Source organism: Chryseobacterium sp. BLS98, from assembly GCF_001045445.1.
GTDB lineage: Bacteria > Bacteroidota > Bacteroidia > Flavobacteriales > Weeksellaceae > Chryseobacterium.
Genome location: NZ_LFNF01000002.1, coordinates 1,138,441 through 1,162,915, shown reverse-complemented (window position 1 = coordinate 1,162,915; position 24,475 = coordinate 1,138,441). Strand labels below are relative to the sequence as shown.

23 protein-coding genes are annotated in these 24,475 nt (G+C 38.8%); 15 read left to right on the top strand and 8 right to left on the bottom strand.

Annotated elements, in window-relative coordinates:
* Window positions 1-14: 14 nt before the first annotated feature.
* From rpoC to ACM40_RS10240, 9 genes are all read left to right on the top strand, one after another.
* Window positions 15-4,280, top strand: a complete 4,266-nt coding sequence (rpoC, locus tag ACM40_RS10280) for a DNA-directed RNA polymerase subunit beta' (RefSeq protein WP_048502694.1) — start codon at window positions 15-17, stop codon at window positions 4,278-4,280.
* 87 nt (window positions 4,281-4,367) lie between these two features.
* On the top strand, window positions 4,368-4,673 hold the full coding sequence (locus ACM40_RS10275) for a DUF3467 domain-containing protein (RefSeq protein WP_034702050.1): 306 nt from the start codon (window positions 4,368-4,370) through the stop codon (window positions 4,671-4,673).
* Between the two features lie 188 nt (window positions 4,674-4,861).
* Window positions 4,862-5,512: a Crp/Fnr family transcriptional regulator gene (locus ACM40_RS10270; RefSeq protein WP_048502693.1), complete on the top strand. Its 651-nt coding sequence runs from the start codon at window positions 4,862-4,864 to the stop codon at window positions 5,510-5,512.
* Between the two features lie 126 nt (window positions 5,513-5,638).
* The gene (locus tag ACM40_RS10265; RefSeq protein ID WP_048502692.1) at window positions 5,639-6,481 is read left to right on the top strand and encodes a DUF5777 family beta-barrel protein; all 843 of its coding nucleotides are present in this window, start codon (window positions 5,639-5,641) and stop codon (window positions 6,479-6,481) included.
* Window position 6,482: 1 nt separating this feature from the next.
* Window positions 6,483-6,824: a c-type cytochrome gene (locus tag ACM40_RS10260; RefSeq protein ID WP_165579300.1), complete on the top strand. Its 342-nt coding sequence runs from the start codon at window positions 6,483-6,485 to the stop codon at window positions 6,822-6,824.
* A gap of 11 nt (window positions 6,825-6,835) precedes the next feature.
* Window positions 6,836-7,381, top strand: coding sequence for a YceI family protein (locus ACM40_RS10255; RefSeq protein ID WP_048502690.1), 546 nt, complete (start codon window positions 6,836-6,838; stop codon window positions 7,379-7,381).
* A complete protein-coding gene (locus ACM40_RS10250; protein WP_048502689.1) occupies window positions 7,378-7,905 on the top strand; it encodes an ankyrin repeat domain-containing protein in 528 nt (175 codons plus the stop codon). The genes ACM40_RS10255 and ACM40_RS10250 overlap by 4 nt, the downstream gene beginning before the upstream one ends.
* A 2-nt stretch (window positions 7,906-7,907) precedes the next feature.
* Window positions 7,908-8,693 carry a T9SS type A sorting domain-containing protein gene (locus tag ACM40_RS10245; RefSeq protein ID WP_083996825.1) on the top strand — a complete coding sequence of 262 codons (786 nt, stop codon included), beginning with the start codon at window positions 7,908-7,910 and terminating at the stop codon, window positions 8,691-8,693.
* A 169-nt stretch (window positions 8,694-8,862) separates the two neighbouring features.
* Window positions 8,863-10,146 carry an ectonucleotide pyrophosphatase/phosphodiesterase gene (locus ACM40_RS10240; protein ID WP_048502687.1) on the top strand — a complete coding sequence of 428 codons (1,284 nt, stop codon included), beginning with the start codon at window positions 8,863-8,865 and terminating at the stop codon, window positions 10,144-10,146.
* 95 nt (window positions 10,147-10,241) lie between these two features.
* On the opposite strand, the gene ACM40_RS10235 is transcribed toward ACM40_RS10240, so the two are convergent.
* Window positions 10,242-11,120, bottom strand: coding sequence for an NAD(P)H-binding protein (locus ACM40_RS10235; RefSeq protein ID WP_048502686.1), 879 nt, complete (start codon window positions 11,118-11,120; stop codon window positions 10,242-10,244).
* Between the two features lie 79 nt (window positions 11,121-11,199).
* Between ACM40_RS10235 and ACM40_RS10230 the strand changes: the two genes are divergently transcribed.
* A complete protein-coding gene (locus tag ACM40_RS10230; RefSeq protein ID WP_048502685.1) occupies window positions 11,200-11,559 on the top strand; it encodes a winged helix-turn-helix transcriptional regulator in 360 nt (119 codons plus the stop codon).
* Window positions 11,560-11,611: 52 nt separating this feature from the next.
* On the opposite strand, the gene ACM40_RS10225 is transcribed toward ACM40_RS10230, so the two are convergent.
* On the bottom strand, window positions 11,612-12,667 hold the full coding sequence (locus tag ACM40_RS10225; protein ID WP_083996824.1) for an NAD(P)-dependent alcohol dehydrogenase: 1,056 nt from the start codon (window positions 12,665-12,667) through the stop codon (window positions 11,612-11,614).
* A 177-nt stretch (window positions 12,668-12,844) separates the two neighbouring features.
* On the opposite strand from ACM40_RS10225, the gene ACM40_RS10220 reads away from it, so the two are divergent.
* Together ACM40_RS10220 and ACM40_RS10215 are read left to right on the top strand one after the other, a co-directional pair.
* On the top strand, window positions 12,845-13,747 hold the full coding sequence (locus tag ACM40_RS10220; RefSeq protein WP_048502891.1) for a helix-turn-helix domain-containing protein: 903 nt from the start codon (window positions 12,845-12,847) through the stop codon (window positions 13,745-13,747).
* A 398-nt stretch (window positions 13,748-14,145) separates the two neighbouring features.
* The gene (locus tag ACM40_RS10215) at window positions 14,146-15,495 is read left to right on the top strand and encodes a carboxylesterase family protein (RefSeq protein WP_048502684.1); all 1,350 of its coding nucleotides are present in this window, start codon (window positions 14,146-14,148) and stop codon (window positions 15,493-15,495) included.
* A 10-nt stretch (window positions 15,496-15,505) separates the two neighbouring features.
* Here the strand turns inward: ACM40_RS10215 and ACM40_RS10210 are convergent, their stop codons facing one another.
* From ACM40_RS10210 to lpxK, 6 genes are all read right to left on the bottom strand, one after another.
* On the bottom strand, window positions 15,506-16,969 hold the full coding sequence (locus ACM40_RS10210) for an alpha-amylase (protein WP_228376166.1): 1,464 nt from the start codon (window positions 16,967-16,969) through the stop codon (window positions 15,506-15,508).
* Window positions 16,970-17,027: 58 nt separating this feature from the next.
* Window positions 17,028-18,122, bottom strand: coding sequence for a DNA polymerase IV (gene dinB, locus ACM40_RS10205; protein ID WP_048502682.1), 1,095 nt, complete (start codon window positions 18,120-18,122; stop codon window positions 17,028-17,030).
* Between the two features lie 43 nt (window positions 18,123-18,165).
* Window positions 18,166-18,621 (bottom strand): GNAT family N-acetyltransferase, encoded by a 456-nt coding sequence (locus ACM40_RS10200; RefSeq protein WP_185097185.1) that lies wholly within the window; start codon window positions 18,619-18,621, stop codon window positions 18,166-18,168.
* Window positions 18,621-19,136 (bottom strand): TlpA family protein disulfide reductase, encoded by a 516-nt coding sequence (locus ACM40_RS10195; protein ID WP_048502680.1) that lies wholly within the window; start codon window positions 19,134-19,136, stop codon window positions 18,621-18,623. Before ACM40_RS10195 ends, ACM40_RS10200 begins: the two co-directional genes overlap by 1 nt.
* 101 nt (window positions 19,137-19,237) lie before the next feature.
* Entirely contained in the window at window positions 19,238-20,053 is an 816-nt protein-coding gene (locus ACM40_RS10190) for a purine-nucleoside phosphorylase (protein WP_048502679.1), read from the bottom strand.
* Window positions 20,037-21,062 carry a tetraacyldisaccharide 4'-kinase gene (lpxK, locus tag ACM40_RS10185; RefSeq protein ID WP_048502678.1) on the bottom strand — a complete coding sequence of 342 codons (1,026 nt, stop codon included), beginning with the start codon at window positions 21,060-21,062 and terminating at the stop codon, window positions 20,037-20,039. The genes ACM40_RS10190 and lpxK overlap by 17 nt, the downstream gene beginning before the upstream one ends.
* An 87-nt stretch (window positions 21,063-21,149) precedes the next feature.
* On the opposite strand from lpxK, the gene truA reads away from it, so the two are divergent.
* The 3 genes from truA (at window position 21,150) to ACM40_RS10170 (ending at window position 24,410) form a co-directional block, all read left to right on the top strand.
* A complete protein-coding gene (gene truA, locus ACM40_RS10180; RefSeq protein ID WP_228376165.1) occupies window positions 21,150-21,905 on the top strand; it encodes a tRNA pseudouridine(38-40) synthase TruA in 756 nt (251 codons plus the stop codon).
* A gap of 157 nt (window positions 21,906-22,062) precedes the next feature.
* Entirely contained in the window at window positions 22,063-22,404 is a 342-nt protein-coding gene (locus ACM40_RS10175; protein ID WP_048502676.1) for a hypothetical protein, read from the top strand.
* Between the two features lie 254 nt (window positions 22,405-22,658).
* Window positions 22,659-24,410, top strand: coding sequence for an ABC transporter ATP-binding protein (locus tag ACM40_RS10170; RefSeq protein ID WP_048502675.1), 1,752 nt, complete (start codon window positions 22,659-22,661; stop codon window positions 24,408-24,410).
* Window positions 24,411-24,475 lie beyond the last annotated feature (65 nt).

The window sequence follows — 24,475 nt, the reverse complement described above, 5'->3', positions numbered from 1 at the left end:
TTAAAATCTAACAAATGTCAAATAAAAATAAATCAAGTAGATTTAATAAAATAACCATCGGTTTAGCTTCACCGGAATCGATTCTTCAGGAATCAAGAGGGGAAGTTTTAAAACCGGAAACTATTAACTACAGAACGCATAAGCCTGAAAGAGACGGTTTGTTCTGTGAAAAAATCTTTGGTCCCGTAAAGGATTACGAATGTGCTTGTGGTAAATACAAGAGAATTCGTTACAAAGGAATTGTGTGTGACCGTTGTGGAGTAGAAGTTACTGAGAAAAAAGTAAGAAGAGAGAGAATCGGGCACATTAACCTTGTCGTTCCAATTGCGCACATCTGGTATTTCCGTTCATTACCAAATAAGATCGGTTACCTTTTAGGAATTCCTTCTAAGAAATTAGACATGATCATCTACTACGAAAGATATGTAGTGATCCAGCAGGGTATTGCTAAAAAATTAGACGGTTCCGACTTTGATGCTATGGAATTCTTAACAGAAGAAGAATACCTGGACATCATGGAGACTCTTCCTGTGGAAAACCAGTATCTTGATGATTCCGATCCGAACAAATTCATCGCCAGAATGGGTGCTGAAGCTGTGGAAGATCTTTTAAAAAGAATCGATCTTGATGCATTGTCTTTCGATTTAAGACATAAAGCTCACAATGAAGGTTCAAAACAAAGAAGAACTGAAGCTCTGAAAAGATTGAACGTTGTAGAAGCATTGAGAGGTGCCAATACAAGAATGATCAACAGACCGGAGTGGATGATTATGCGTGTACTTCCAGTTATCCCACCAGAACTAAGACCATTGGTTCCATTGGATGGAGGACGTTTTGCAACTTCCGATTTGAATGACCTTTACAGAAGAGTTATTATCAGAAACAACCGTCTGAAAAGACTATTGGAGATCAAAGCTCCTGAAGTAATCTTGAGAAACGAGAAGCGTATGCTTCAGGAATCAGTAGATTCATTATTCGATAATACAAGAAAATCTTCTGCTGTAAAATCTGAATCAAACAGACCATTGAAATCACTTTCAGATTCATTGAAAGGTAAGCAGGGTCGTTTCCGTCAGAACTTACTAGGGAAAAGGGTAGATTACTCTGCACGTTCCGTAATTGTTGTAGGTCCGAACTTACAGCTTCACGAATGTGGTATTCCTAAAGATATGGCAGCAGAACTTTACAAACCGTTCATCATCAGAAAACTGATTGAAAGAGGAATTGTAAAAACTGTGAAATCTGCAAAGAGAATCATCGACAGAAAAGAGCCTGTAGTATATGATATCCTTGAAAACGTGATGAAAGGTCACCCGGTTCTACTGAACAGGGCACCTACCCTTCACAGACTGGGTATCCAGGCATTCCAGCCTAAGATGATCGAAGGTAAAGCAATCCAGCTTCACCCGTTGGTAACAACAGCATTCAACGCCGATTTCGATGGTGACCAGATGGCGGTACACTTACCGTTAGGCCCTGAGGCGATCCTTGAAGCTCAGTTACTAATGCTAGGTTCTCAGAACATCTTGAACCCTGCAAACGGTTCTCCTATTACCGTACCTTCTCAGGACATGGTTCTTGGTCTTTATTTCATGACTAAAGAACTGAGCTCTACAGAAGATATGAAAGTAAAAGGGGAAGGTCTTGCATTCTATTCTCCTGAAGAAGCGGAAATCGCTTATGCTGAAGGCAGAGTATCTTTAAATGCTAAAGTAAGATGTAGACTTCCGGTTAAAGAAGATGGAGAAATCGTTACAAGATTAATCGAAACTTCTGTAGGTAGAATCCTGTTCAACCAGATTGTACCTAAGCAGGTAGGATATATTAATGAACTTCTTACTAAGAAATCATTAAGAAACGTTATTGGTAAGATCCTTGCCGATACAGACTTCCCTACAACGGTGAAGTTCCTTGATGCGATGAAAGATTTAGGATATTCAAACGCATTCAAAGGAGGTCTTTCCTTCTCACTAGGAGATATTGTGGTTCCTGTTGAGAAAAAACAGATGATTGCACAATCAATTGAAACTGTAGATGAAATTAGAGCCAACTATAACATGGGTCTTATTACAGATACAGAACGTTATAACCAGGTAATTGACGTTTGGACCAATACCAATGCGGGATTAACTGAAATGATCATGAGCAGAATGAAATCTGATCAAGGTGGATTCAACTCTGTATACATGATGCTTGATTCAGGGGCGAGGGGTTCTAAAGAACAGATCCGTCAGTTATCAGGGATGAGAGGTTTGATGGCAAAACCGCAAAAAGCTGGTTCTACCGGAGCGGAGATCATCGAAAACCCGATCCTTGCCAACTTTAAAGAAGGTCTTTCCATCCTTGAGTACTTTATCTCTACTCACGGTGCCCGTAAAGGTCTTGCGGATACCGCTCTTAAAACTGCCGATGCTGGTTACTTAACGAGAAGATTGGTAGACGTTGCACAAGACGTTATCGTTACAGAAGACGACTGTGGAACATTAAGAGGTACAGAAGTTACTGCACTTAAGAAAAATGATGAGATCGTTGAAAGAATCTCTGAAAGAATCTTAGGTAGAGTATCTCTTCATAATATTTACGATCCTGAAACTGACGAGCTTATTGCAAGTGCAGATCAGGTGATCATTGAATCTTTGGCGAAGAGAATCGAAGAAGCAGGATTAGAAGCTGTGGAGGTTCGTTCACCATTAACTTGTGAAACCAAGAAAGGAATCTGTGCAAAATGTTACGGTAGAAACCTAGCAACAGGTAAGATGATCCATATGGGTGAGGCAGTAGGAGTAATTGCAGCACAGTCCATTGGGGAACCAGGTACTCAGCTTACGTTGAGAACCTTCCACCAGGGGGGTACTGCAGGTAACGTTTCCGAAAACCCATCTATCGTTGCAAGAAGAGACGGTATCGTTGAAATGGATGATGTAAGAACCATTACTTCTGAAGATGAAAACGGTAACACAGCTGAAGTTGTGGTTTCCCGTTCAACGGAATTCAGATTGGTGGCAGATAACGAAACCAGAACTCCATTAATGATTGCCAACGTACCTTACGGATCTATATTAGCTGTGAAACCAGGTGATAAAGTGAAAAAAGGAGATGTGATCTGTAGATGGGATCCGTATAACGCGGTAATTATTGCAGAAACTGCCGGTAAGGTAGAGTATGAAGACATTATCCAGGGTATTTCATTCCAACTGGAAATTGACGAACAGACAGGATTCGAAGAGAAAGTAATCTCTGAATCCAGAAATAAGAAAGCCGTACCTACATTGAAAGTGGTAGATTCTAAAGGAGTTGAGCAAAAAGCATACAACTTACCGGTAGGAGCCCACTTGATGGTAAACGATGGTGAAAAAATCAAGGCTGGTAAAGTCCTGATCAAAATCCCGAGAAAATCTGCAAAAGCAGGGGATATCACCGGAGGTCTTCCGAGAGTTACCGAATTATTCGAAGCAAGAAACCCTTCAAACCCAGCGGTTGTTACTGAAATCGACGGGGTAGTTTCTTACGGAAAAATCAAGAGAGGTAACCGAGAATTGATCGTAGAAGCAAAAACTGGTGAAAGAAAGATTTACCTTGTAAAACTTTCCAACCAGATCCTTGTTCAGGAGAATGACTTCGTAAGAGCTGGTTCTCCACTTTCTGATGGTTCCATTACACCGGATGATATCTTAAGAATCAAAGGTCCAACTGCAGTTCAGGAATATCTGGTAAATGAAATTCAGGAAGTTTACCGTCTTCAGGGGGTAAAAATCGACGATAAGCACTTTGAAATCATCGTTAGACAGATGATGACGAAAGTATCTATCGTGGATGGAGGTGATACTCAGTTCCTTGAAGGTGCATTAGAACATAAATTTGACTTCTTGGAAGAAAACAATAGAGTATTTGGTCTTAAAGTAGTAGTTGACGCTGGTGATTCGAAAGAGTTCAAGCCAGGTCAGATGATTACTGCAAGAGAATTAAGAGACGAAAATTCTAAGCTTAAGCGTGAAGATCAGGCTTTAGTTGAAGTAAGAGAAGCTTTACCTGCTACAGCAACGCCTGTACTTCAGGGTATTACAAGAGCAGCTCTTCAGACGAAGTCATTCATGTCTGCAGCATCATTCCAGGAAACCACTAAAGTTCTTAACGAAGCAGCGGTTGCTGGTAAGATAGACTTCTTGAGTGGTCTTAAAGAAAATGTAATTGTAGGACACAGAATCCCTGCAGGTACAGGTCTTAAAGAATATCAGAATGTAATTGTAGGTTCTAAAAAAGAATTTGAAGACCTTAACTAAAATTAATGATTTGAAATTTGAGGTTTGAATTTATTTTTATATTTTCACAATCTCAAATTTCGAATTTAAAAAACATAATTTATAACAATGGACAACAATCAAAATCCACAAGACGGAAACATCAACATCGAATTAAACGAAATGGTAGCTGCTGGAGTATATGCTAACTTAGCTTTAGTAAACCACTCTCCATCTGAATTCGTTGTAGATTTCATCCAATTAATGCCAGGTGTACAACAGGCTAAAGTAAGATCAAGAATTATTCTTGCTCCTCTTCACGCTAAGAGAGTACTTTCTGCTCTTCAACAGAACATCACTAACTATGAGCAGCAATTTGGAGAAATCAAAGAAGTTGAGCCTTTCGTATTAGGAGGAAACAACGTACAAGCTTAAGATTTTTTTCAAAATAAATCACAATGCCCCAAATCAATTTGGGGCATTTTTTATTGCCCGAAATTCAATAGGAAGAAGTAAACAACTTGATTAAGAATGAAGGGATTGTTAAGTTTTTGTAGAAAGACTTAAAGAATAGAGAAATCAATAGCCCAATTTTATATATTTGTTTGGGAAAAATAGCAGATATGGTAAATAATCAATTCATTCTTGAAAAATTTGGTTTTTTAGGGGAAGATTTTTTAAATGAATTGCATGCTAATGCAATTATTACTGAAATAAAATCAAAAACAGAGATAATCAGGGAAGGGCAGAAAAACAAATATGTTCCCTTTCTTGTTAAAGGCTCTATAAAAGTTTTCACGCTCAACGACGGCCGGGAACTTATCTATTATTATATAAGGCCTAATGACAGCTGTCTCATGACTTTTTCTTCTATATTTACAGATTACACCAGCAGGGTATATGCCGTTGCTGAAGAAGAATCTGAGGTGATCCTGATTCCTGTTTCTGTCATCCATGGCTGGCTCATCCGCTTTCCGGAAATTAACAGAATATTTTATCATGAATACGATAAACGTTTTTCAGATGTCATGAATATGGTGAATGATGCCGTATTTCACAGACTTGATAAACGGGTACTGAATTATATCAAACAACAAATTGCGGTTACCGGAAACCATCCACTAAAGATTACACACCGTGAAATAGCCAACAATCTTGGCACTTCAAGGGAAGTGGTAAGCAGAGTTTTAAAAAAGATTGAAAGCGATGGTGAAATTATTCAGACCAAAGAAGGAATCAAAATAACTGTAAATGAAAATGTTAGACCCGTCTAATATATGATGTTTTAATTATTTTGTCTTTATCATTGATAAAAACAATTTCTATGGTGACTTTTATCACCTACTTTTGAATGGATAACTCGATAAGTTTGTCATATCATAATTTAATTCAAATTGTATATGACAAAAACTCTCTTATTTTTGTCGGTATTGGCTTCAGGTTTTGTCTCAGCACAAGAAGACCTGTTAAAAGATATTGACACCCTTAAAACAACTTCAGAAACTTCCCAGCCGGCCTTTAAAGCTTTACAGATTGTTACAGGTCAGTCCACAAAACTCTCTGCCAAAAATGAATGGTACATCGTTGTAGCCCACCGCTTCGGAGACATCAGCACCGGATTTAAAAACTTTTTCGGTCTGGATGATGCTTCCACCAAATTAGGGGTCATTTATGGCATTACGGACAATGTTTCAGTCAGTCTTTCCAGGGAAACCAATATGAAAACATTTGAAGGTACCGTAAAATATAAACTTGCAAAGCAGACTGAAAATTTTCCGGCAGATATTGTAGGTTATAATGTGATGGCCCTGAATACAGACCTGGATAAAGATAACTATCCCCATCTCAGGTTCAGTGACAGGCTTTCCTATCTTACGCAGGCCTTAATCTCAAGAAGATTCAATGATAAGTTCTCATTGCAGCTGTCCCCTTCATACGTTCATAAAAACCTTTACGATCCGGCTATTGAAGACAAAAATCAGTTCCTGACCGGTTTGGGCGGGCGCTATAAAATTTCAAAAAGAATCTCTATTAATGCAGAATATTTTGTGAATTTTGATAACCATAGTTTCTATAAAAATCCACTCTCACTGGGTATGGACATAGAAACCGGAGGACATGTTTTCCAGCTTTTATTCACCAATTCCCAGATCAATTCGGATATCGGATACCTTACCAATGCGGTAGGAAAATGGGGAAAAGGACAGATTTTCTTTGGGTTTAACCTTTACAGAGTTTTTTAAGATGAAAAAGATACTATACCTACTATCATCAGCTGCCCTGTTTACTGCTTGTGACAGCAGAACCTATGAGGAAATTTCGGATCAGACACCGATCACCGTGACTGTTAAATACAATTCCGAGGTAAAATCAATTGTTGACAACAACTGTATCGGGTGCCATTCCGCGGGAAGCTTTAAACCCCTTACAACCTATACCGATGTAAAAAACAATATTGACGGTATTCTCGACAGGATACAGAGACCTAACGGAGATCCGGGAAAAATGCCCCAGGGCGGATCTTTATCCCAGACCCAGATTAACACCTTCATAAAATGGAAAGCCGACGGGCTTGCTGAAAATTAAAAATATTTGATATGAAAACATTAGTATTAATAAGCGGTATGCTGTTCTTTACAGGCTTTGTTTCAGCCCAGAAATACAGCTCCAAAACAGGCAGTGTAACCTTTGAGGCATCCGTGCCCCTGTTCGAAGATGTTTACGCTAAAGATGACAATAACGTTGTTGTTCTCAATGCGGATAACGGTGAAATGGCATCAGTTTCTGCAGTGAAAAACTTCCATTTTAAAACCAAATTAATGGAAGAGCACTTCAACGAAAGCTATGCAGAAACAGCAAAATACCCTAAAGCGACCTTCAAAGGCAAAGTGGTGAATTTTGATAAAACAAAACTTACCGCTTCACCACAGAAATATACCGTTCAGGGAACCCTGAATTTTCATGGAGTAGATAAGGCAGTTTCTTCTTCAGCCTCCATTTACGCTAAAGACGGGAAAATATATATGCAGGGAAGCTTTGTGGCAAGACCGGTCGATTACAAGGTGACGATCCCGAAAATGGTGACCAAAAAGATTGCTGAAAGCGTTAATGTAGAATACAATTATGTAATGATAAAACAATGAGAAACATCATCTTCATCATAAGTCTTCTCCTGGGCTTTTCTCTTACGTCTGCCCAGGAAAAAGTGAAATCAATATTTGATATTGCCAGAAGCGGAACAGTAGCTGAGGTGAAAGAACTCATGAAAAAAGATCCGGATATCATCAACAAACCGAATGAAAATGGTTTTTCCCCGCTTATTCTTGCGTGTTACAGAGGCAACGACCAGGTGGCCGATTTTTTAATGGATAAAGTAAAAGATATTAATTATGGCAGTGCTCAGGGCTCCGCACTTACCGCTGCTGTTTTTAAAGGAAATAAGGTTCTCACCCAAAAACTCCTGGCGAGTGGAGCCGATCCCAACCTTGCAGATGCGAACGGAACTACCCCGTTGATATATGCCGTTCAGCTTCAAGATAAAGATCTGGTAGAAAGCCTTTTGAAAAGTAAAGCTAATAAAGAATTAGCCGATAAAAAAGGCAAAACGGCATTTGAATATGCTATATTTTCTAAAAATCACGAAATCATTAACTTATTAAAAAATTAGGCATGAAAAAAGTACTATCTTCTTTACTATTAATCGTAGGATTTTTAGCCTTTTCACAGCAAAAGTCCACAGGAGTTATGACATGTACGGTGGGTACAAGAACAGTAACGGGCAAAATTACCCTGAATAATACAACAAATAAAGTTCGACTGGATCTTACGGGACCTTCCGACCGATGGTTTGGGTTTACATTCAGAAGCGCTGCCAATTCCGGGATGTCCGGAGCTCCCACGGATGCTTTGACGTACAGTAGTGAAGGCTTTGTCGACAGACATCTGGGAGGAATCGGAGTCTATGATGCTGATACTCAGGATTGGACGGTAATCAATGCGCCAACAATATCAGGATCCACAGTTTCAATGGCTTATGAACGGAATATGACAACAGCAGACGGTGCAGACGACAATCAGTTTAATTACGCTACTGCAACCAGTATCAGTGCCAAATGTGTAATTACAGGAACGGCAGGTTTAACAATAACCCCGCATGGAGGAGCTGCTAATACATCAGTTACCAGCGGATCTTTTGCCGTGTTGGGAACCAATGATGTGGAAGCGGTAAACAATAAAGTCGTTCTTTATCCAAATCCGGCCAGAGAAACCGTAACCATTAAAAATGCAGATAAAATAAAATCTGTTGACATTTATGAATCTGCAGGAAGAAAAATAAAATCTGTAAAACCTGACGGAGAAACCATCAATGTAGGAGACCTGAAACCGGGAATTTATTATTTTGAGATCACCCTGAAAGATGGAAACCTGACTTATGAAAAGCTGATTAAAGAATAATCAAATGTAAAATATTGCTTATTAATACCTCCGATAACCGGAGGTGTTTTTTTGTTAAAAAAGAATTAAAAGAACCTGATTTTAAACTTTTCATCTGTTTTAATATACTTTTAATCTTATAAGCTTTTCCGGGAGAAATTTAGACCGTAACTTTGCTAAAATTTTTATAATGAAGCGAGGACTGCATTTTTTACTGCTTATTTTTTCTTTAACACTTTTTGCCCAGAAAGCACCGGTGGATACCGCCCAGATCGTTATTCCTAACCGGTACAACAGTGTTGATGCCCAGACGAAACCCTATGTGATCATGATCTCAACGGATGGCTTCCGCTATGATTATGCTAAAAAATACAACGCAGAAAACCTCTTAAAGCTTTCCAATGAAGGAGTTCAGGCAAAAGCAATGATTCCCAGCTATCCAAGTATAACATTTCCTAACCACTGGAGCCTGGCTACCGGTTTATATCCTTCACATCATGGCCTGATCGATAATTTTTTCTACGATTACAAAAGAAAAGAGTTTTATGCCATGAGCGACAAAAAAAATGCTGAAGACGGAAGCTGGTATGGCGGAACACCTTTATGGGGACTGGCTGAAAAACAGGGAATGATCTCGGCTTCTATGATGTGGGTAGGCTCTGCCAGTGATGCGGGGGGGAAAAGACCGACCTATTATTATCCTTATCATGAAAAATTCACACCTTCCGAAAAGGTTGATAAAGTCATCGATTGGCTGAAATTACCGATGGATAAGAGACCTCATTTTATTTCACTGTACTTTCCTGAAGTGGACGGAAGCGGACATCACTTCGGCCCCGAGGCTAAAGAAACAGAAGAAGCTGTTCACCTGATAGACCGTGCCATAGGAGATCTGGTTCAGAAAGTCAATAATCTGGAACTGAAAAATGTAAATTTCGTTTTTGTTTCGGACCATGGAATGATAAAAGTAGATGGCGGAGCTCCTTTGGAAATTCCGGCCATACTTTTTAATAAAGACAGATTCGATTTTTATAATTCCCAGACATTATTGAGAGTGGTAGTCAAGAATCCTGATGAAGTACAATCGGTATACAAAGAGCTTAAAGCAGGAAAAACAGATGATTACGAAGTATATTTAGATAAAAGACTTCCTAAATACCTGCATTTCGGTACTAAAGATGATCAATACGGAAGGATAGGCCAGATCCTTCTTATTCCAAAAGCTCCTAAGATTTTCCTGGAAAAAGGAAAAAAAACATCAGTAGGAAAACATGGTTATAATCCAAGGCTGGTTCCCGAAATGAAGGCTACTTTCTTTGCCTGGGGGCCACAGTTCAGAAATAATGTAGTGGTGGATGAATTTTCCAATGTCAATGTTTATCCCTTGGTTGCTGAAATCCTGGGATTAAAAATCGATCAGCCTATTGATGGGAAAATAAAAGTTTTAAAAGGAACTTTGAAGGAAAAAAAGTAATTTATTTCAGGCTGTTCTTTTATTTGAATAGCTTATTGAAGATAAAGTTTCGGCGGACCAAAGGTCCGCCGAAACTGTTTTATAGAAAACCAAAATTAAAACTTAGAAGCAAATTCTTTAGCGAAATCCTCTAATTTAGTTTCGCCGTCTACCGGAGATCCCTGCTCAATGAAATCCTTCTGAACAACACCTGTTCTCATTCCTCTGCCCATTTCCACATACAACTCAGCCATTTCTTTTGGAAGTCCTGCCTGTACCATTCCTTCAAAAGACTGCTCATCTGTAAACTCCACCCATGGTAACTCCGGATTTCCGGTAGCAGAACCTAAAATTTTTGCAAAATCTGCCGGCACGCGCGAATCACTTACAACATAACGGACATTTTTCCCTGTTGTATTTTTTACTAGTTCTTCAGCTGCTGCCTTAGCAATATCGGTAGGATGTACCAATGGAATAGATACATGATCAGGATAATTTCCACCAATAATTCCCGCATTTTTAATTAATGGAATATCATTGAAAAAATTAATGTAGAAATAACCTGCCCTCAAAAAAGTGACAGAAGTATTTTCCAGTTCATTATAGATCTTTTCAATATGATGAAGTCCTTTAATCGGGCCGTTTTCCACAGGAGAATCAGCACCTACACTGCTTAGCATGACAACCTTTTTTACGTTGGCTTTTGTAACGGCTTCAGCATAATTTTTTCCTGCACTGGCTGTATTTTCTACAATATTGGTTTCACCCATAATCGGAGGAGTCATGGCAAATACGGCATCTGCACCTTCAAATGTTTTCACCAGGAAATCAGTATCGGTAATAGAACCGATGGCTGCTTTTGCTCCCAAAGCTTCAATTTCACTTTTCTTTGCTTCACTGCTGCTGATTACTGTAATATCATGTCCTTCTGCAATCAATTGCTGTGCTAATGGTTTGGCTGTATTCCCTAAAGAACCTGTTACGATAATTTTCATATTAAATGTTGTTTATTTACTGATACAAAGTTATATTTGTACTTACTTTTATACAAGTACTTACCCTAAAGTATGTATCATGGCAGCAATTAAAGAAAGTTCAACGATTCAGCAAAACAGAAAAAGTGTATTGGAGCAATGCCCTGTAATGTATGTAATGGAAAAAATAGGTGGCTTTTGGAAACCGATTATCCTGTTCAATCTTTACACGGGAAAGAAAAGATACAGCGAACTAAAAAGAGCAATACCGGAAGTAACGGAAAAAATGCTGATCCAGCATCTTAAACAACTGGAAGCTGATGGATTGATTATCAGAACTGCAAAACCTGTAGTACCGCCTCACGTTACTTATGAATTGAGTAATGCCGGTCTTAAACTGGCTCCGGTAATTGATGCAATGGCAGACTGGGCTTTTCAGGATATGAAAAAAGCTTATTAATATAAAAAGACCCTTCGTATGAAGAGTCTTTTTTATTTGACCGAAGAAAATATTATAAAGACTGCATGTCAATAACGAAACGGTACTTTACATCACTCTTAATCATTCTTTCATAAGCCTGATTAATATCCTGCATCTTGATCAGTTCAATTTCCGAAACAATATTATGTTTTCCACAGAAATCCAACAGTTCCTGAGTTTCGGCAATACCGCCGATTAACGATCCGGCAACAGAACGGCGTTGGAAAATCATAGGTCTTGTGCTTACTTCAGCGTTCTGGAATTCCCCAACAAATCCTACAAGAACAAGAGTTCCGTTCAGACTAAGCGTCTGCATATAAGGATTGATTTCATGTTCATAAGGAACCGTATCGATGATCAGGTCGAATTTACCTTTTACAGTATCCATTTGTGCATCGTCTGTAGAAATAACCACATGGTCAGCTCCCAGCTGCTTAGCATCTTCAGTTTTTCCCGGAGTTCTTGAAAACAAAGTAACTTCCGCACCTAATCCTTTTGCTAATTTAATAGCCATATGTCCCAGTCCACCTAAGCCTACTACCGCAACTTTAGAGTTCGGACCAACATTCCAGTGTCTTAGCGGTGACCATGTTGTAATACCGGCACAAAGAAGTGGTGCTACTGCTGCCAGATCCAGATTTTCCGGTACGCTTAAAACGAAATGCTCATCTACAACTACTTTTTGAGAATAACCTCCAAAAGTATGTCCTCCTAAATGTTTGTCTTTTCCGTTATATGTTCCTGTAAATCCATTCAGGCAATATTGCTCAAGATCCTCCTTACAGCTGTCGCAATGCCCGCAGGAATCTACCATACATCCTACTGCTGCAAGGTCTCCCACCTTAAATTTGGTAACTTCACTTCCTACGTTGGTAATTCTTCCCACAATTTCATGTCCCGGAACTACAGGATATAAAGATCCGCCCCAGTCGTTTCTGGCGGTATGAAGGTCAGAATGACATACCCCGCAGTATAGAATTTCAATTTCTACATCTTTGGGCGTAGCCGTTCTTCTTTCAATATTCATTTCTTTCAGATCTGCCGTGGCTGACTCAGCGCCATAGGCTCTTACTGTTAATGTGCTCATTGGTTTTTTTAATTTAAGTTAATAAGATTGAATTGTCAGTATTTCATAACAGTACAAAAATCGATACTTTTAAATAAACGCAGCTTATACAGATTACCGAAATACTTACCAATTTTACAGACAGCATACAAGGTACGCAGGAAAGTGGTAATTTTGAATAAGATTAAAATGAAATTCATGGAAGATCAGGAAGTTGAAATTTATAATAGTGTATCCGAATACAATAAAATGGCCAAGCAGGAAACCCTGCATCCGCTGGTTAGCGTAATTGATTTTTCAAAATCCGATCCTGTTTGCCAGCATAAAAGAACGTTTGGTTTTTATACCGTTTTTTTGAAGGATGTGATGTGTGGAGATATGTTTTATGGAAAAAACAGCTATGATTATCAGGAAGGAACACTGGTTTTCATCGCACCTGGCCAGACATATGGAATTTACAATAAGGGAAAGTGGATTCAGCCGGCAGGCTATGCTTTAATCTTTCATCCGGATCTCATCAAAGGAACCAATTTAGGGAAAAACATAAAAGATTATTCATTTTTCTCATATGATGTGCATGAAGCATTGCATCTTTCTGAAAAAGAGAGGGAAATCATTTTAGAGTGTTTTAAAAATATAAAGTTAGAACTTGAGCAGTCTATCGATAAACACAGCAAATCATTGATTGTTAATAATATCGAGTTATTTTTGAATTACTGTATGCGCTTCTACGACCGTCAGTTTATCACGAGAGATCACGTGAACCAGGGAGTTATTGGGAAATTTGAAAATCTGGTGGATGATTATTTGAAGTCTGACAATCCGAAAAATATAGGCTTTCCAATGGTTAATTATTTTGCAGAAAAACTCAACCTGTCTGCCAATTATTTCGGAGACCTGATCAAAAAAGAATTAGGCGTTTCCGCTCAGGAATTTATTCATAATAAACTGATCGACGTGGCCAAAGAACAGATCCTGGATCCTGCAAAATCAATCAGTGAAATTTCTTATGACCTAGGCTTTAAATATCCGCAGCATTTTACCAGGTTATTCAAAACTAAAGTTGGCATTTCCCCTAGTGAATACAAAACTTTGAACTGATCATTTTGAAAAACAATAGAAAATAGCATCCGTGAAAATTAGTGCTAAAATTAGTGTCATTTGTGTTTAATATTAATTTAAAAGTCGTTTAAGCTTTACAAAACCACAAAAGTCACAAAAGATTTCATTTTAAAATACTTAAGTTCATTTATGTAAGTTTAAAATGATTCCAAGGAAAAGTTCACATAAGATGAAAATTAAAGATTTTCCTAAAACTTAGGTTTACTTATTGTGTATAAAGCTGGCTTAAAAAAACTTAAGTGTTAAACCTTTTGTGGTTAAACAAAAGAATATAAAGTTTAAACAGCTTCTTAATTAGCATTAAAACCCTGGCAAAAATTTTCTCATTTCAAAAAACTGGATTAATTTTAGTAGACAGAATTTTTCAAAGTTTCTAAATGACAGCTGGACAGACTACAACCCACATTTTTCAGACTTCTTTCGGTAAAATTATAGCCTTAAAAACTAACGGCATCATCAAAGCCGGAAGCATCCGCTATGCCCGCTCTGAAAGATTTAAAAAACCTGTGGCAGAGCAACCGTCTCCTTCAGAAATTATTTTTCCGGATAAAACGCCTGTCTGCCCGCAGGCTATCAGCCCGCTGGTAGAAAGAATGATTGGTCCCACCCATATTGAAAACTTTAACCCGGATGAATCAACACAGTATCTCTCCGTCTTCCGTCCCGGCCATTTTACAGACCATGAAAAACTTCCTGTGGTAGTATGGATTCATGGGGGTTCTCATGAAATCGGATGTGGTGATCTTCCTACCTCTGATCCCAGTGAATGGGTAAAAGAACAGCAGATCATCGTGGTTACCGTTTCTTACAGACTCGGGCTTTTCGGCTTTTTGGGAGGTGATGATAGCAGGCCACCGAATTTAGGGCTGCTTGATATAATAGAGGCATTAAAATGGATCAAAACCTATATTTCGGAATTTGGCGGTGATCCTGAAAATATTACCCTGTTAGGTCAATCGTCAGGTGGTGATGCTATTGCCCATCTTATGATTTCCGAAGGCGTTGAAGAGTTGTTTCAGAGGGTGATCATTCAGAGTGCGCCGTTGGGATTACGTCATAAAAGACAGAAAATGTCCGCCGAATTCCTGAAGAAAACCGAAGGATTGAAAGATGAAACTGATGTTTTAAAAATGATGGATGAATACGGAAAATTTGTACCCTCTGTTATCAGGTATGGTTTAAAAGCGGCTATGCCTTTTGGCGTCCAGTATAGCTTTCCACCCTTATGCAAAGAAGAGGAATCGACAGATAAATGGAATGCCGTTGCTGAAAAATATGATGTGCTGATTGGTTTAAATAATGATGAAACTGCGTTTTACCTTAAAACCTCGGATGCCTTAAACAAATATTTTGGAAAAGGATTAGGGTTGAAGATCATGGATAAAACGGTTGAAAAAACTACTGAGCTCATTTATGGAACCCCTGCAAAGATATTCGCAGAAAATTATGCAAAAGCAGGGGGAAATGTTTATGTATTCAGGATTCATTCCGGGTTAGAAAACAGTCATGTCGGGGCTCCTCACTGCATTGATCTTCCTCTGATTTTCGGAAATGAATCAGCCTGGGAATCCTCCGCAATGCTTAAAGATATTCCGTGGTCTTATATTCATGAAAACGGAAAAAAGCTGAGAGCACTTTGGGCAGAGTTTGCCAGAAGCGGGCATATTTCTGAGCATTCAGAAAGACCGGAAATTCTAAAAATCCGGAAAATAAACATTCAAAAATAAATATATCGGTTTAAGACTCAGGAATCCATACGCTTACATTTCCTGCAGGAACCGGAAAATTTCCCCATCCGTTTTCATCAATGGTTACCGTTTCCTCAGATCTTTTAAGAATGTCTTTGAAGTTTTTACCTGCATATTGTTTTCCCATTTCCATTGGCTTGTTATATGCTTCCTTATTACTGAGGACAACAGCACATCCTGAATGCCCGTCATCTCCCTCGCGGGTCCATCCAAGGCAGTTAGCATCTTCAAAGTAGTCCCTTTGCGCACCATATGCATGATCTTTCCTTGTTTTAAGCAGCTCTTCGATACCATCCACTTTCTCCAGGAAAATTTCCTGATCGTTACCTTCTTTATCCTTATCAATATAATGTGCACCGTACAGATCAGGATAAAAAACGCAAGGGTAGCCATTCTCACGAAGCAAAATCAGTGCATAAGCTATGGGCTTGAACCATGCTTCTACCGGCGCTTCAAGATCCTGAAGAGGCTGGGTGTCATGGTTATCCACAAGACTTACAGAATGCATGGGATCTGCCTGTGTAAGAGTTTCGTCGAAGATTCTCCGAAGGTCGTAAGAACCACCTTCCCTGGAAGCTGTGTGAAAATTGTTCTGAAGTGAGCTGTCAAAAAGGCTCATACAACCCTCCGTTACCTCAATGTACCTCTGAAGAAGATTAAGCTGTCCCGGAGCCCAGTATTCCCCGACGGCAAAAATATTTTTTCCGGAATTAGAGCGAAGCAAAGTCAGCCATTCCTTGTAAAAATCAAATGAAATATGTTTTAGGGCGTCCAGTCTTACTCCGTCAAAATCAGTCAAGTTGAAATACCATTCTGCCCAACTGTTTAGCTCTTCGCGTACAAAAGGATTACGGTGTTCGATATCGTTGTACATCAGGTAGTCGTAATTGCCTTTCTCATCATCAATCATCTCTTCCCAGTCGTTGCCGTATTCCGACTGTATTTTAAAAATATGGGAATCCATACCTTCAGCATAATCGACGCCGCTGAAACAAGTGAAGTTCCATTCAAAATCAGAATACTTTTTTCCTCTTCCGGGAAATGTGAACTTAGTATAGGATTCTATTTCGATAACATCAGAAATGACTTTTTCTCTGTTGTTTTCGTCTACTTTTACAGCTTTGAATTTCTCCAGTTCGTCCCCTCCGGCCTTGTGCCCCAGGACAATATCTACAATGATTTCTATATTTTCTTTCTTTAAAGCCTTGATAGCATTGATATAATCGCTACTGGTACCGTATTTGGTAGGAATACTCCCTTTCTGGTCGAATTCACCGAGATCATACAGGTCATAAGCATCATATCCTACTGAGTATCCTCCGTTGGTCCCTTTATAGGCAGGGGGAAACCATACGGACGTGATTCCTAATTTTGCCAGATATACAGCCTGTTTTTCTGCTTCTTTCCATAATTTTGAGTCTCCTTCAGAATACCAGTGGAAAAATTGGATCATTGTTTGGTTCATAGAAATGTGGTTTGATTCCTACAAGATAGTGAAAAATTTTCACCTTTCAGCCCTCGAATTCTTCAAACGGGATTTTTAGTTGAATGGAAACCTGTTTTTTTTCCTCCGTATTGAGATGGGAGAGGGAAAGCCCGAGTAACCTTACAGGCTTATCAAAAGGCCTCAGTTCCCAAAGCTTTTTTCCTGTACTAAAATATTGCTCAGGAGAAGTAAAGTATTCTTCCTTTGTGAAACTTCTTGTAAAAAGAGAGAAATCCTTATACTTGATTTTTAATGTTAAAGCCCTTCCTAAAATATTGTTCTTCTGCAGTCTCTGATGAAGTTCCTGGCTAAGATGCTGCAGCTTTTCATTGATGGCCTGATCGTCAAAAAGGTCCTCAAAAAATGTTCTTTCCACAGCAACGCTCTTCTGAATGCGGTGTGGCTTTACCTCAGAATGATGAATACCGCGTACCACATTATAATAGTAAGCGCCAGATTTTCCAAAAAGCTTCACCAGCTCTTCCAGTGTTTTTTTCTTTAAATCTTTTCCTTTATAAATTCCTAAACTAAACATTTTGTTAGCCGTAACCTTACCTACACCGTAAAATTTTTCTACCGGAAGCTCTTCAAGAAATCCTTCAATCCTATCCGGATGAATGGTTTTCTGGCCATTCGGTTTATTGATATCTGATGCTACTTTGGCCAGGAATTTATTGACGGAAATTCCGGCAGAGGCGGTCAAGCCAGTTTTTTCAAATATTTTCTGGCGTATTTCCTTCGCAATCTGATTGGCAGATTCTATATCTTTTTTATTTTCTGTGACATCCAGATAGGCTTCATCCAAGGAAAGAGGCTCTACAAGATCGGTATATTCATAAAAAATTTCCCGGATCTGTTTTGATATTTCCTTATACCTTGCAAAACGAGGGTGTACAAAAATAATGTGCGGGCATTTTTCTTTAGCTGTTTTACTGGGCATGGCAGAACGCACCCCATATTTTCGTGCTTCATAACTTGCCGCCGAAACCACACCACGATGCTCTCCTCCTACAGCAATAGGTTTTCCCTTTAACGAGGGATTGTCATGCTGCTCCACAGAAGCATAAAATGCATCCATATCAACATGAATAATCTTACGGATGGGAAAAGAAGAATCCATACCGCAAAGATATGGATTCATTTATTTTTGAATTGAATTCTGATTATATTTTCATCCTCATCGTAGTGAGTAAGGATTCAAATCCGGCTTTTTCATAGGCCTTTACGGCGGATTCATTTTGAGAATAAACATCCAGCCTTACTTCTGAAATGTCTTTCGACTTTGCCCACCTCATCAGTTCATCAAGAATCAATTTGTTGACTCCTTTTCCTCTGTGCTCAGGTTTTACATACATAAAGCCCAGGTAAGCATAGCGGTAGAAATTAGAGTAATTATTATCAGGTTCTTTAATTCTTGCATATCCGGATGCTACTATTTCATCATTTTCTTCAGCAACAATTACAAATGCATCTTCAGCCTGTATCAGTTTAAGCAAATCATAGTAATGAATCTCTCCATCGATAAGAGTACTGTTGAATGGTCTCTCTGCGGTAACGATTCCCTGTTCAAATTCAAGCAGAACCTTCAGATCCTTTTCTGTGGCTTCTCTTGTATTCATTATTGTAAAAGGCGGTTAATGGTTTGCTGAAGTTCCGGATCTTCCGGGGAAATGGCATAGTATTTTGCAATAGATGACTTCTGATCTATAACCATATATCGTGGAATCCAGTTGAGGTCGATGTAATTATTGAAATCATTTTTCCAGCCTGAAGCAAACCAATAATTATCCTTATCCTTCATATTGAATCTTTCCAGGCTTTTATCAAAACCTTCTTTGGATCTTTCCAGGGAAAGGAATACGAAATCTACACTCGGATTGTTTTTTTCAAGTTCCTCAGCTTTTGGAAGTGCTTTTAAACAATCTCTGCACCATCCGGCCCAGAAATCAATCACTAAAACTTTCCCTTTATGGTGATCGAGAATCTGCTGGATGGTAATGCTTTTGCCTTCCTCATCTTCAAGTTGCTGTACCAGAGCTTCTTTGGTGAAGCTGGTTTTAAGTACTTTCGGTTGCTGCTGTGCATAGCCCAGCCCAAAAATACTGATCGCGAGAATTAATGCTAACTTTTTCATTCTTTCAATTTCATGTATACAAATCTAAACAATGAAATGCAATTTATGATTGATTTCTTGTGAATTAGGAAAAATTTAAGAGATTGAGAATTTCTATAGATCTATTGATAGTTTCTGATCAGACCCTTTACTACGGAAATCACATTTGGCATTGCTTTATTAGCCGCATTCAGAACTTCTTCATGGGAAACGGAAAAGGCAATATCCGGCCCGCCGAGATCTGTAATCACAGAGATGCAGAAAACATCCATGCTCATATGTCTGGCAACAATTACTTCGGGAACGGTGCTCATTCCTACCATATCCCCACCAATAGCTTTGATCATGCCATACTCTGCGGGTGTTTCAAAAGTAGGCCCCTGCAAAGCCACGTAAACTCCCTGATGAATTTTAATATCATGGTCAGCGGCAGCTTTTTCAGCGGTTTCGATCATTTTTCTGTTGTACGGTTCACTCATGTCCACAAAACGCGGCCCGAATGATTCGATATTTTTGCCACGAAGCGGATGTTCAGGCATCATATTGATATGGTCTTTCAAAATAACAATATCTGCCACATTATACGCCGGGTTGACACCGCCGCAGGCATTGGAAAGGATGAGGTTTTTGATACCTAACAGATGAAAAACCCTTATGGGAAAAGTTACCGTTTCCATGGAATGGCCTTCATAATAATGGAAACGCCCGCTCATCATCAGGACTTTTTTGCCTTCGAGAATTCCGTAAATTAACTTTCCTCCGTGCCCGGCAACAGTTGTTTGAGGGAAATTAGGGATTTCAGGATAGTCTAAAATGTGAATTGCTTCTACTTCATCCTGAAGTTTCCCCAGACCAGACCCTAAAACGATAGCAAAGTCGGGAATTTCTTTGATTGTATTTTTAATAAAATCGGCAGTCTGCTTAATTTTTTCTAACATAATCTAAGATGATTTGGTTGAATTCTTCCTTTTTATCAATAATGACATTGATAGGCCAGTAGTAAACAATTTCTCTAAGATAGTCAAAAGTTTTCAGACGTACATAATCTTTCTCTGTGGTCAGGATCAGTTTGTATTCGCCAAGTTTTTTATATTCTGCAGTGATTTTTTTGATGTCGTCATCTGTAAAATTATGATGATCCCTGAATTTCAAATGGGTAACTCTTTGGGAAAACTTAGCCAGATGCTCAAGAAGCGGCTTTGGATTGGCAATTCCCGTGATCAGAAGGATGTCATAATAGTTCAGGTTGTTGTCCGGAAGCATTTTGTCTTTTCCGTACACATTTTCGTCGTAACCGATGGATGAAAAGAATACTTTTTGGTTATAAGAAGGCCTGATCCTTGAAATATAGTAACGTTTGGTTTCTTCGGTGAGCTCATCAGGACATTTGCTGACCATGATGATATCTGCCCTTTTGGCTCCGTTTCTGGATTCCCTCAGATCTCCTGCAGGAAGAAGGTGGTCTTTAAAATAAGGGTCATTAAAATCTGTCATCAGAATATTAAATCCTGCTTTGATAGCCCTGTGCTGCATGGCATCGTCTAAAACAAGGACGTCAAGATCCATATCTTCGATCACTTTTTTGGCTCCGGGAACTCTTTCCTCCGAAACTGCGATAACAAAACGGTTTTTGAAACGCTCAAAAAGCTGCATGGCCTCATCACCTACGATTTTATAGTTGCTTTCGTAATTCGTTACTTCATAACCTTTCGTCAGCCTGCCGTAACCACGCGAAAGAACCCCTGTTCTGTAGTGTTTGGACAGGTATTGGGCAAGATACATCACCATAGGCGATTTTCCGCTTCCGCCCACAGAGAGGTTGCCGACATTGATTATCGGAGTTTTGAATTTCGTCGTTTTAAAAACGCCCAGATCATACATTGTGTTTCGGATACCCGTTGCCAAATGATAACCGAGGGAAAAAGGATAAAGGTACCATCTTTTCATACGTTTGCAAAAATAGGAATTTTCGTATGGATTGGTGTAATATTCTCAAAGACTTTTCAACAAATATTTCATGAAATTAAAGTATTTTTGTTGAGTTATTATACTACATTGAGATACTTTATTGAATTTTCTTACAACGGGAAAAATTATTTCGGTTACCAGATACAGCCGGATGCTATTTCCGTACAGGAGGAGCTGGAAAAAGCACTTTCAACCATTTTGAGGGAAGAGATTAAAACCACAGGGGCCGGAAGAACGGATACGGGCGTTCATGCTAAAAAAATCTTTGCCCATTTCGATACGGAACAGGCTGTGGATAAGATGAATCTGCCGTACAAACTAAACAGCTTTTTACCTCCCGATATTGCTGTAAAAAGAGTCTTTCAGGTAAAAGATGATTTTCACGCCCGTTTTGATGCCACCTACAGAACGTATGAATATTATATTTCCCTGGCGAAAAATCCTTTCACTCAGGAATCGGCATGGCAGCACTGGAAAAGACCGCTGGATATCCACAGAATGAATGAAGCCTGTAAAATTTTATTTGAATATGAGGATTTTACGAGCTTTGCCAAATTAAAAACCGACAATAAAACCAATATCTGTAAAATATACAAAGCAGAATGGGAACAGGAGGGAACTGAACTTAAATTTACGGTTTCAGCGAATCGTTTTCTCAGAAATATGGTCCGTGCTATCGTGGGAACGATGGTGGAAATTGGAAGCGGTAAAATAAAGCCTGAAGACCTGCGTAAAATTATTGAAGATAAAAACCGGAATGCTGCCGGAACTTCAGCTCCGGGACATGGACTGTTCCTTGTAGATGTAGGATATGAATTTTAGCCCGTCATAAAATTTCCGTGATTTTACGGATGTTCTTTTGTTTTACAGCATTGAAAAAAAAGGTATTTTAGCAATTGATTGGCTATTCCGTGAAAATATTGCATTATTTTCATAAGACAGGATAGCCTGAAAATGTTAAATATACAAAACACAAATTATGTTATCAATTTTTATTCTTATCGGAGCCTACAGATACTATGCACAGCTGGCAGAAAGATTTGGGAAAACAAAATGGCATTATGGGCTTCTGGCAATCGGGATATATCTTGGAACTCAGCTGGTCTTTGGTTTTTCTTATGGAATTTATAAAGGTCTTACAGACCCAGATGCTGTAGATAATATGAACTATACAGGCTTTTCCCCGATCAGTATTGTCAGCTGGATCATTTCAATTGCAGCCGTGTATGGAGTTTATAAGCTTCTCGAAAAGAAATTTGTAAAAGAAAACATCAATAAGCCTTCCCTGGAAATTGAAAAAATAGGAGATAAGGATTTATAGTATAGGCTGGTGGCTTCGAGAGCCTCAGCCACCAGTTACAATAGGGATATTGGTTTTTCCAGCCAAAAATTATAAAGCCTCAGGAAAAGCAATTTAAAAGTATTTTAAATGAATAGAATTGGGTTTAATTCATTCATACTGTAAATGATCCTTATCTGAAATTTTCTATGACGATTTGATCAACTTGTAAAGGCTGTCAAATTTTAAAGTCTTATTTTTGCATAGAATTTAAAATTCTTTCTTCAAATCGTACAATGAAAAAACAAGATACTTGGGGAATTGTTAAGAGGCTGTTCTTTATAGGAATGAAATTCCGGTCCTGGTTCATCCTTACTTTGATTATTTCCGTATTACTGTCCGTAGTTTCTACCTACAGACCTTATCTTACCATGGAGGTAGTGGATAATGATATCACCAAGCTGAAGGATAAAGCGTTGATGATGAAGCATATCTACATGCTGGTAGGTTTGGTTTTTGCAGAAACTGTTTTAAACTTTTTCCTGGTTTATTTCTCAAACTATATTTCACAGAATGTTATCAGGGATATCAGGGAGAGACTTTATGCCAAGCTGATCTATTTCAGGACTTCATTTTTCGACAAAACTCCCATCGGGCAGCTTGTCACTCGGGCTGTGGGAGATGTGGAGACCATTGCTACCGTTTATACTGACGGTTTCCTTATGGTGTTCGGGGATATCCTGAGAATTGCCTTTGTTTTGGTCATGATGTTCAGCACGAACGTGCATTTAAGTTATATTACGCTTGCTATCCTGCCTTTAATGGTAGTCATTACCAGATTTTTCCAGAAAAGGCTGAAAAAAGCTTTCGGAGATGAAAGAACATGGACGGCTAATCAGAACTCTTTTGTCCAGGAACGTTTGGCCGGAATGTCGATTATCCAGGTATTCAACAGGCAGGAAGCTGAATTTAAAAAGTTTGATGATATTAATATTACCCTGAAAAGCGCTTTGCTGAGAACGGTTTTCATTTTTTCTTTATTCTTTCCTGTTGTAGAGCTTATTTCTTCCTTATTTATTGGGTTTATCCTGTTTTATGGAGGTTATATTACCATCAGTGCCGGTGTTGTTATTGCATTTATCCAGTATATTTCCATGCTGATCCGTCCGCTAAGGCAGATTGCAGACCGTTTCAACAATATCCAGAGGGGAATTGTAGGAGCGGAAAGAGTATTGGGGGTAATGGATGAAGATTATGCGATGCCCAATACGGGAACGGTAAAGAAAGATCACTTTGACGGTAAAATTGAATTCGAAAAAGTGCATTTTGCTTACGATGAGAAGCAGGAGGTATTGAAGGGAATCGATTTTAAAGTAAATCCGGGAGAAACGGTAGCCATCGTAGGCGCAACCGGAGCTGGAAAATCTACGATTATCAGCCTTATCACGAGACTTTATGATATTAATTCCGGGAACATCAGGATTGATGATGTAGATCTCAAGGATTACGAACTTTATAATCTGAGAAGCCATATCGGGGTTGTTCTGCAGGATGTATTCCTTTTCCACGGCAGTATTTTTGAAAACCTTGCCTTTGGGGACGAAAGCATTACCCTGGAGAAAATAAAGGCCGGAGCAAAAGAAATTGAAGTAGACCAGTTTATCGAGCAGCTTCCGGGAGGCTATGATTTTGTGGTAAGTGAAAGAGGTTCTTCTATTTCTTTAGGCCAGAGGCAGCTGTTATCTTTCCTGAGAGCTTATTTATCAGACCCTAAAATCCTGATTCTGGACGAAGCTACTTCTTCTATAGACCACGAAAGTGAAAAACTGATCCAGAGAGCGACAGAAAAAATTACCAAAAACAGAACATCTATTATCATTGCCCACAGGCTTTCAACCATTGAAAAAGCGGATAAAATTATTGTAATGGAACATGGTAAAATCGTAGAAGAAGGAAAACATCTTGAGCTTCTTGACAAGAACGGTTATTACTCAACGCTTTACAAAGCGCAGCTGAGGCATGAAGTGGAGATGGAGGAAGAGAAATAGAAATAAAACAATATAAATAAAAAGAGAGCTTTGGAATGAAGCTCTTTTTTATTATAACTGTTTCG

Bases quoted from the DNA above. Each gene is read 5' to 3' on its own strand.
- rpoC (WP_048502694.1), top strand. From the start codon at position 15: ATGTCAAATAAAAATAAATCAAGTAGATTTAATAAAATAACCATCGGT.
- ACM40_RS10275 (WP_034702050.1), top strand. From the start codon at position 4,368: ATGGACAACAATCAAAATCCACAAGACGGAAACATCAACATCGAATTA.
- ACM40_RS10270 (WP_048502693.1), top strand. From the start codon at position 4,862: ATGGTAAATAATCAATTCATTCTTGAAAAATTTGGTTTTTTAGGGGAA.
- ACM40_RS10265 (WP_048502692.1), top strand. From the start codon at position 5,639: ATGACAAAAACTCTCTTATTTTTGTCGGTATTGGCTTCAGGTTTTGTC.
- ACM40_RS10260 (WP_165579300.1), top strand. From the start codon at position 6,483: ATGAAAAAGATACTATACCTACTATCATCAGCTGCCCTGTTTACTGCT.
- ACM40_RS10255 (WP_048502690.1), top strand. From the start codon at position 6,836: ATGAAAACATTAGTATTAATAAGCGGTATGCTGTTCTTTACAGGCTTT.
- ACM40_RS10250 (WP_048502689.1), top strand. From the start codon at position 7,378: ATGAGAAACATCATCTTCATCATAAGTCTTCTCCTGGGCTTTTCTCTT.
- ACM40_RS10245 (WP_083996825.1), top strand. From the start codon at position 7,908: ATGAAAAAAGTACTATCTTCTTTACTATTAATCGTAGGATTTTTAGCC.
- ACM40_RS10240 (WP_048502687.1), top strand. From the start codon at position 8,863: ATGAAGCGAGGACTGCATTTTTTACTGCTTATTTTTTCTTTAACACTT.
- ACM40_RS10235 (WP_048502686.1), bottom strand. From the start codon at position 11,120: ATGAAAATTATCGTAACAGGTTCTTTAGGGAATACAGCCAAACCATTA.
- ACM40_RS10230 (WP_048502685.1), top strand. From the start codon at position 11,200: ATGGCAGCAATTAAAGAAAGTTCAACGATTCAGCAAAACAGAAAAAGT.
- ACM40_RS10225 (WP_083996824.1), bottom strand. From the start codon at position 12,667: ATGAGCACATTAACAGTAAGAGCCTATGGCGCTGAGTCAGCCACGGCA.
- ACM40_RS10220 (WP_048502891.1), top strand. From the start codon at position 12,845: ATGGAAGATCAGGAAGTTGAAATTTATAATAGTGTATCCGAATACAAT.
- ACM40_RS10215 (WP_048502684.1), top strand. From the start codon at position 14,146: ATGACAGCTGGACAGACTACAACCCACATTTTTCAGACTTCTTTCGGT.
- ACM40_RS10210 (WP_228376166.1), bottom strand. From the start codon at position 16,969: ATGATCCAATTTTTCCACTGGTATTCTGAAGGAGACTCAAAATTATGG.
- dinB (WP_048502682.1), bottom strand. From the start codon at position 18,122: ATGGATTCTTCTTTTCCCATCCGTAAGATTATTCATGTTGATATGGAT.
- ACM40_RS10200 (WP_185097185.1), bottom strand. From the start codon at position 18,621: ATGAATACAAGAGAAGCCACAGAAAAGGATCTGAAGGTTCTGCTTGAA.
- ACM40_RS10195 (WP_048502680.1), bottom strand. From the start codon at position 19,136: ATGAAAAAGTTAGCATTAATTCTCGCGATCAGTATTTTTGGGCTGGGC.
- ACM40_RS10190 (WP_048502679.1), bottom strand. From the start codon at position 20,053: ATGTTAGAAAAAATTAAGCAGACTGCCGATTTTATTAAAAATACAATC.
- lpxK (WP_048502678.1), bottom strand. From the start codon at position 21,062: ATGAAAAGATGGTACCTTTATCCTTTTTCCCTCGGTTATCATTTGGCA.
- ACM40_RS10175 (WP_048502676.1), top strand. From the start codon at position 22,063: ATGTTATCAATTTTTATTCTTATCGGAGCCTACAGATACTATGCACAG.
- ACM40_RS10170 (WP_048502675.1), top strand. From the start codon at position 22,659: ATGAAAAAACAAGATACTTGGGGAATTGTTAAGAGGCTGTTCTTTATA.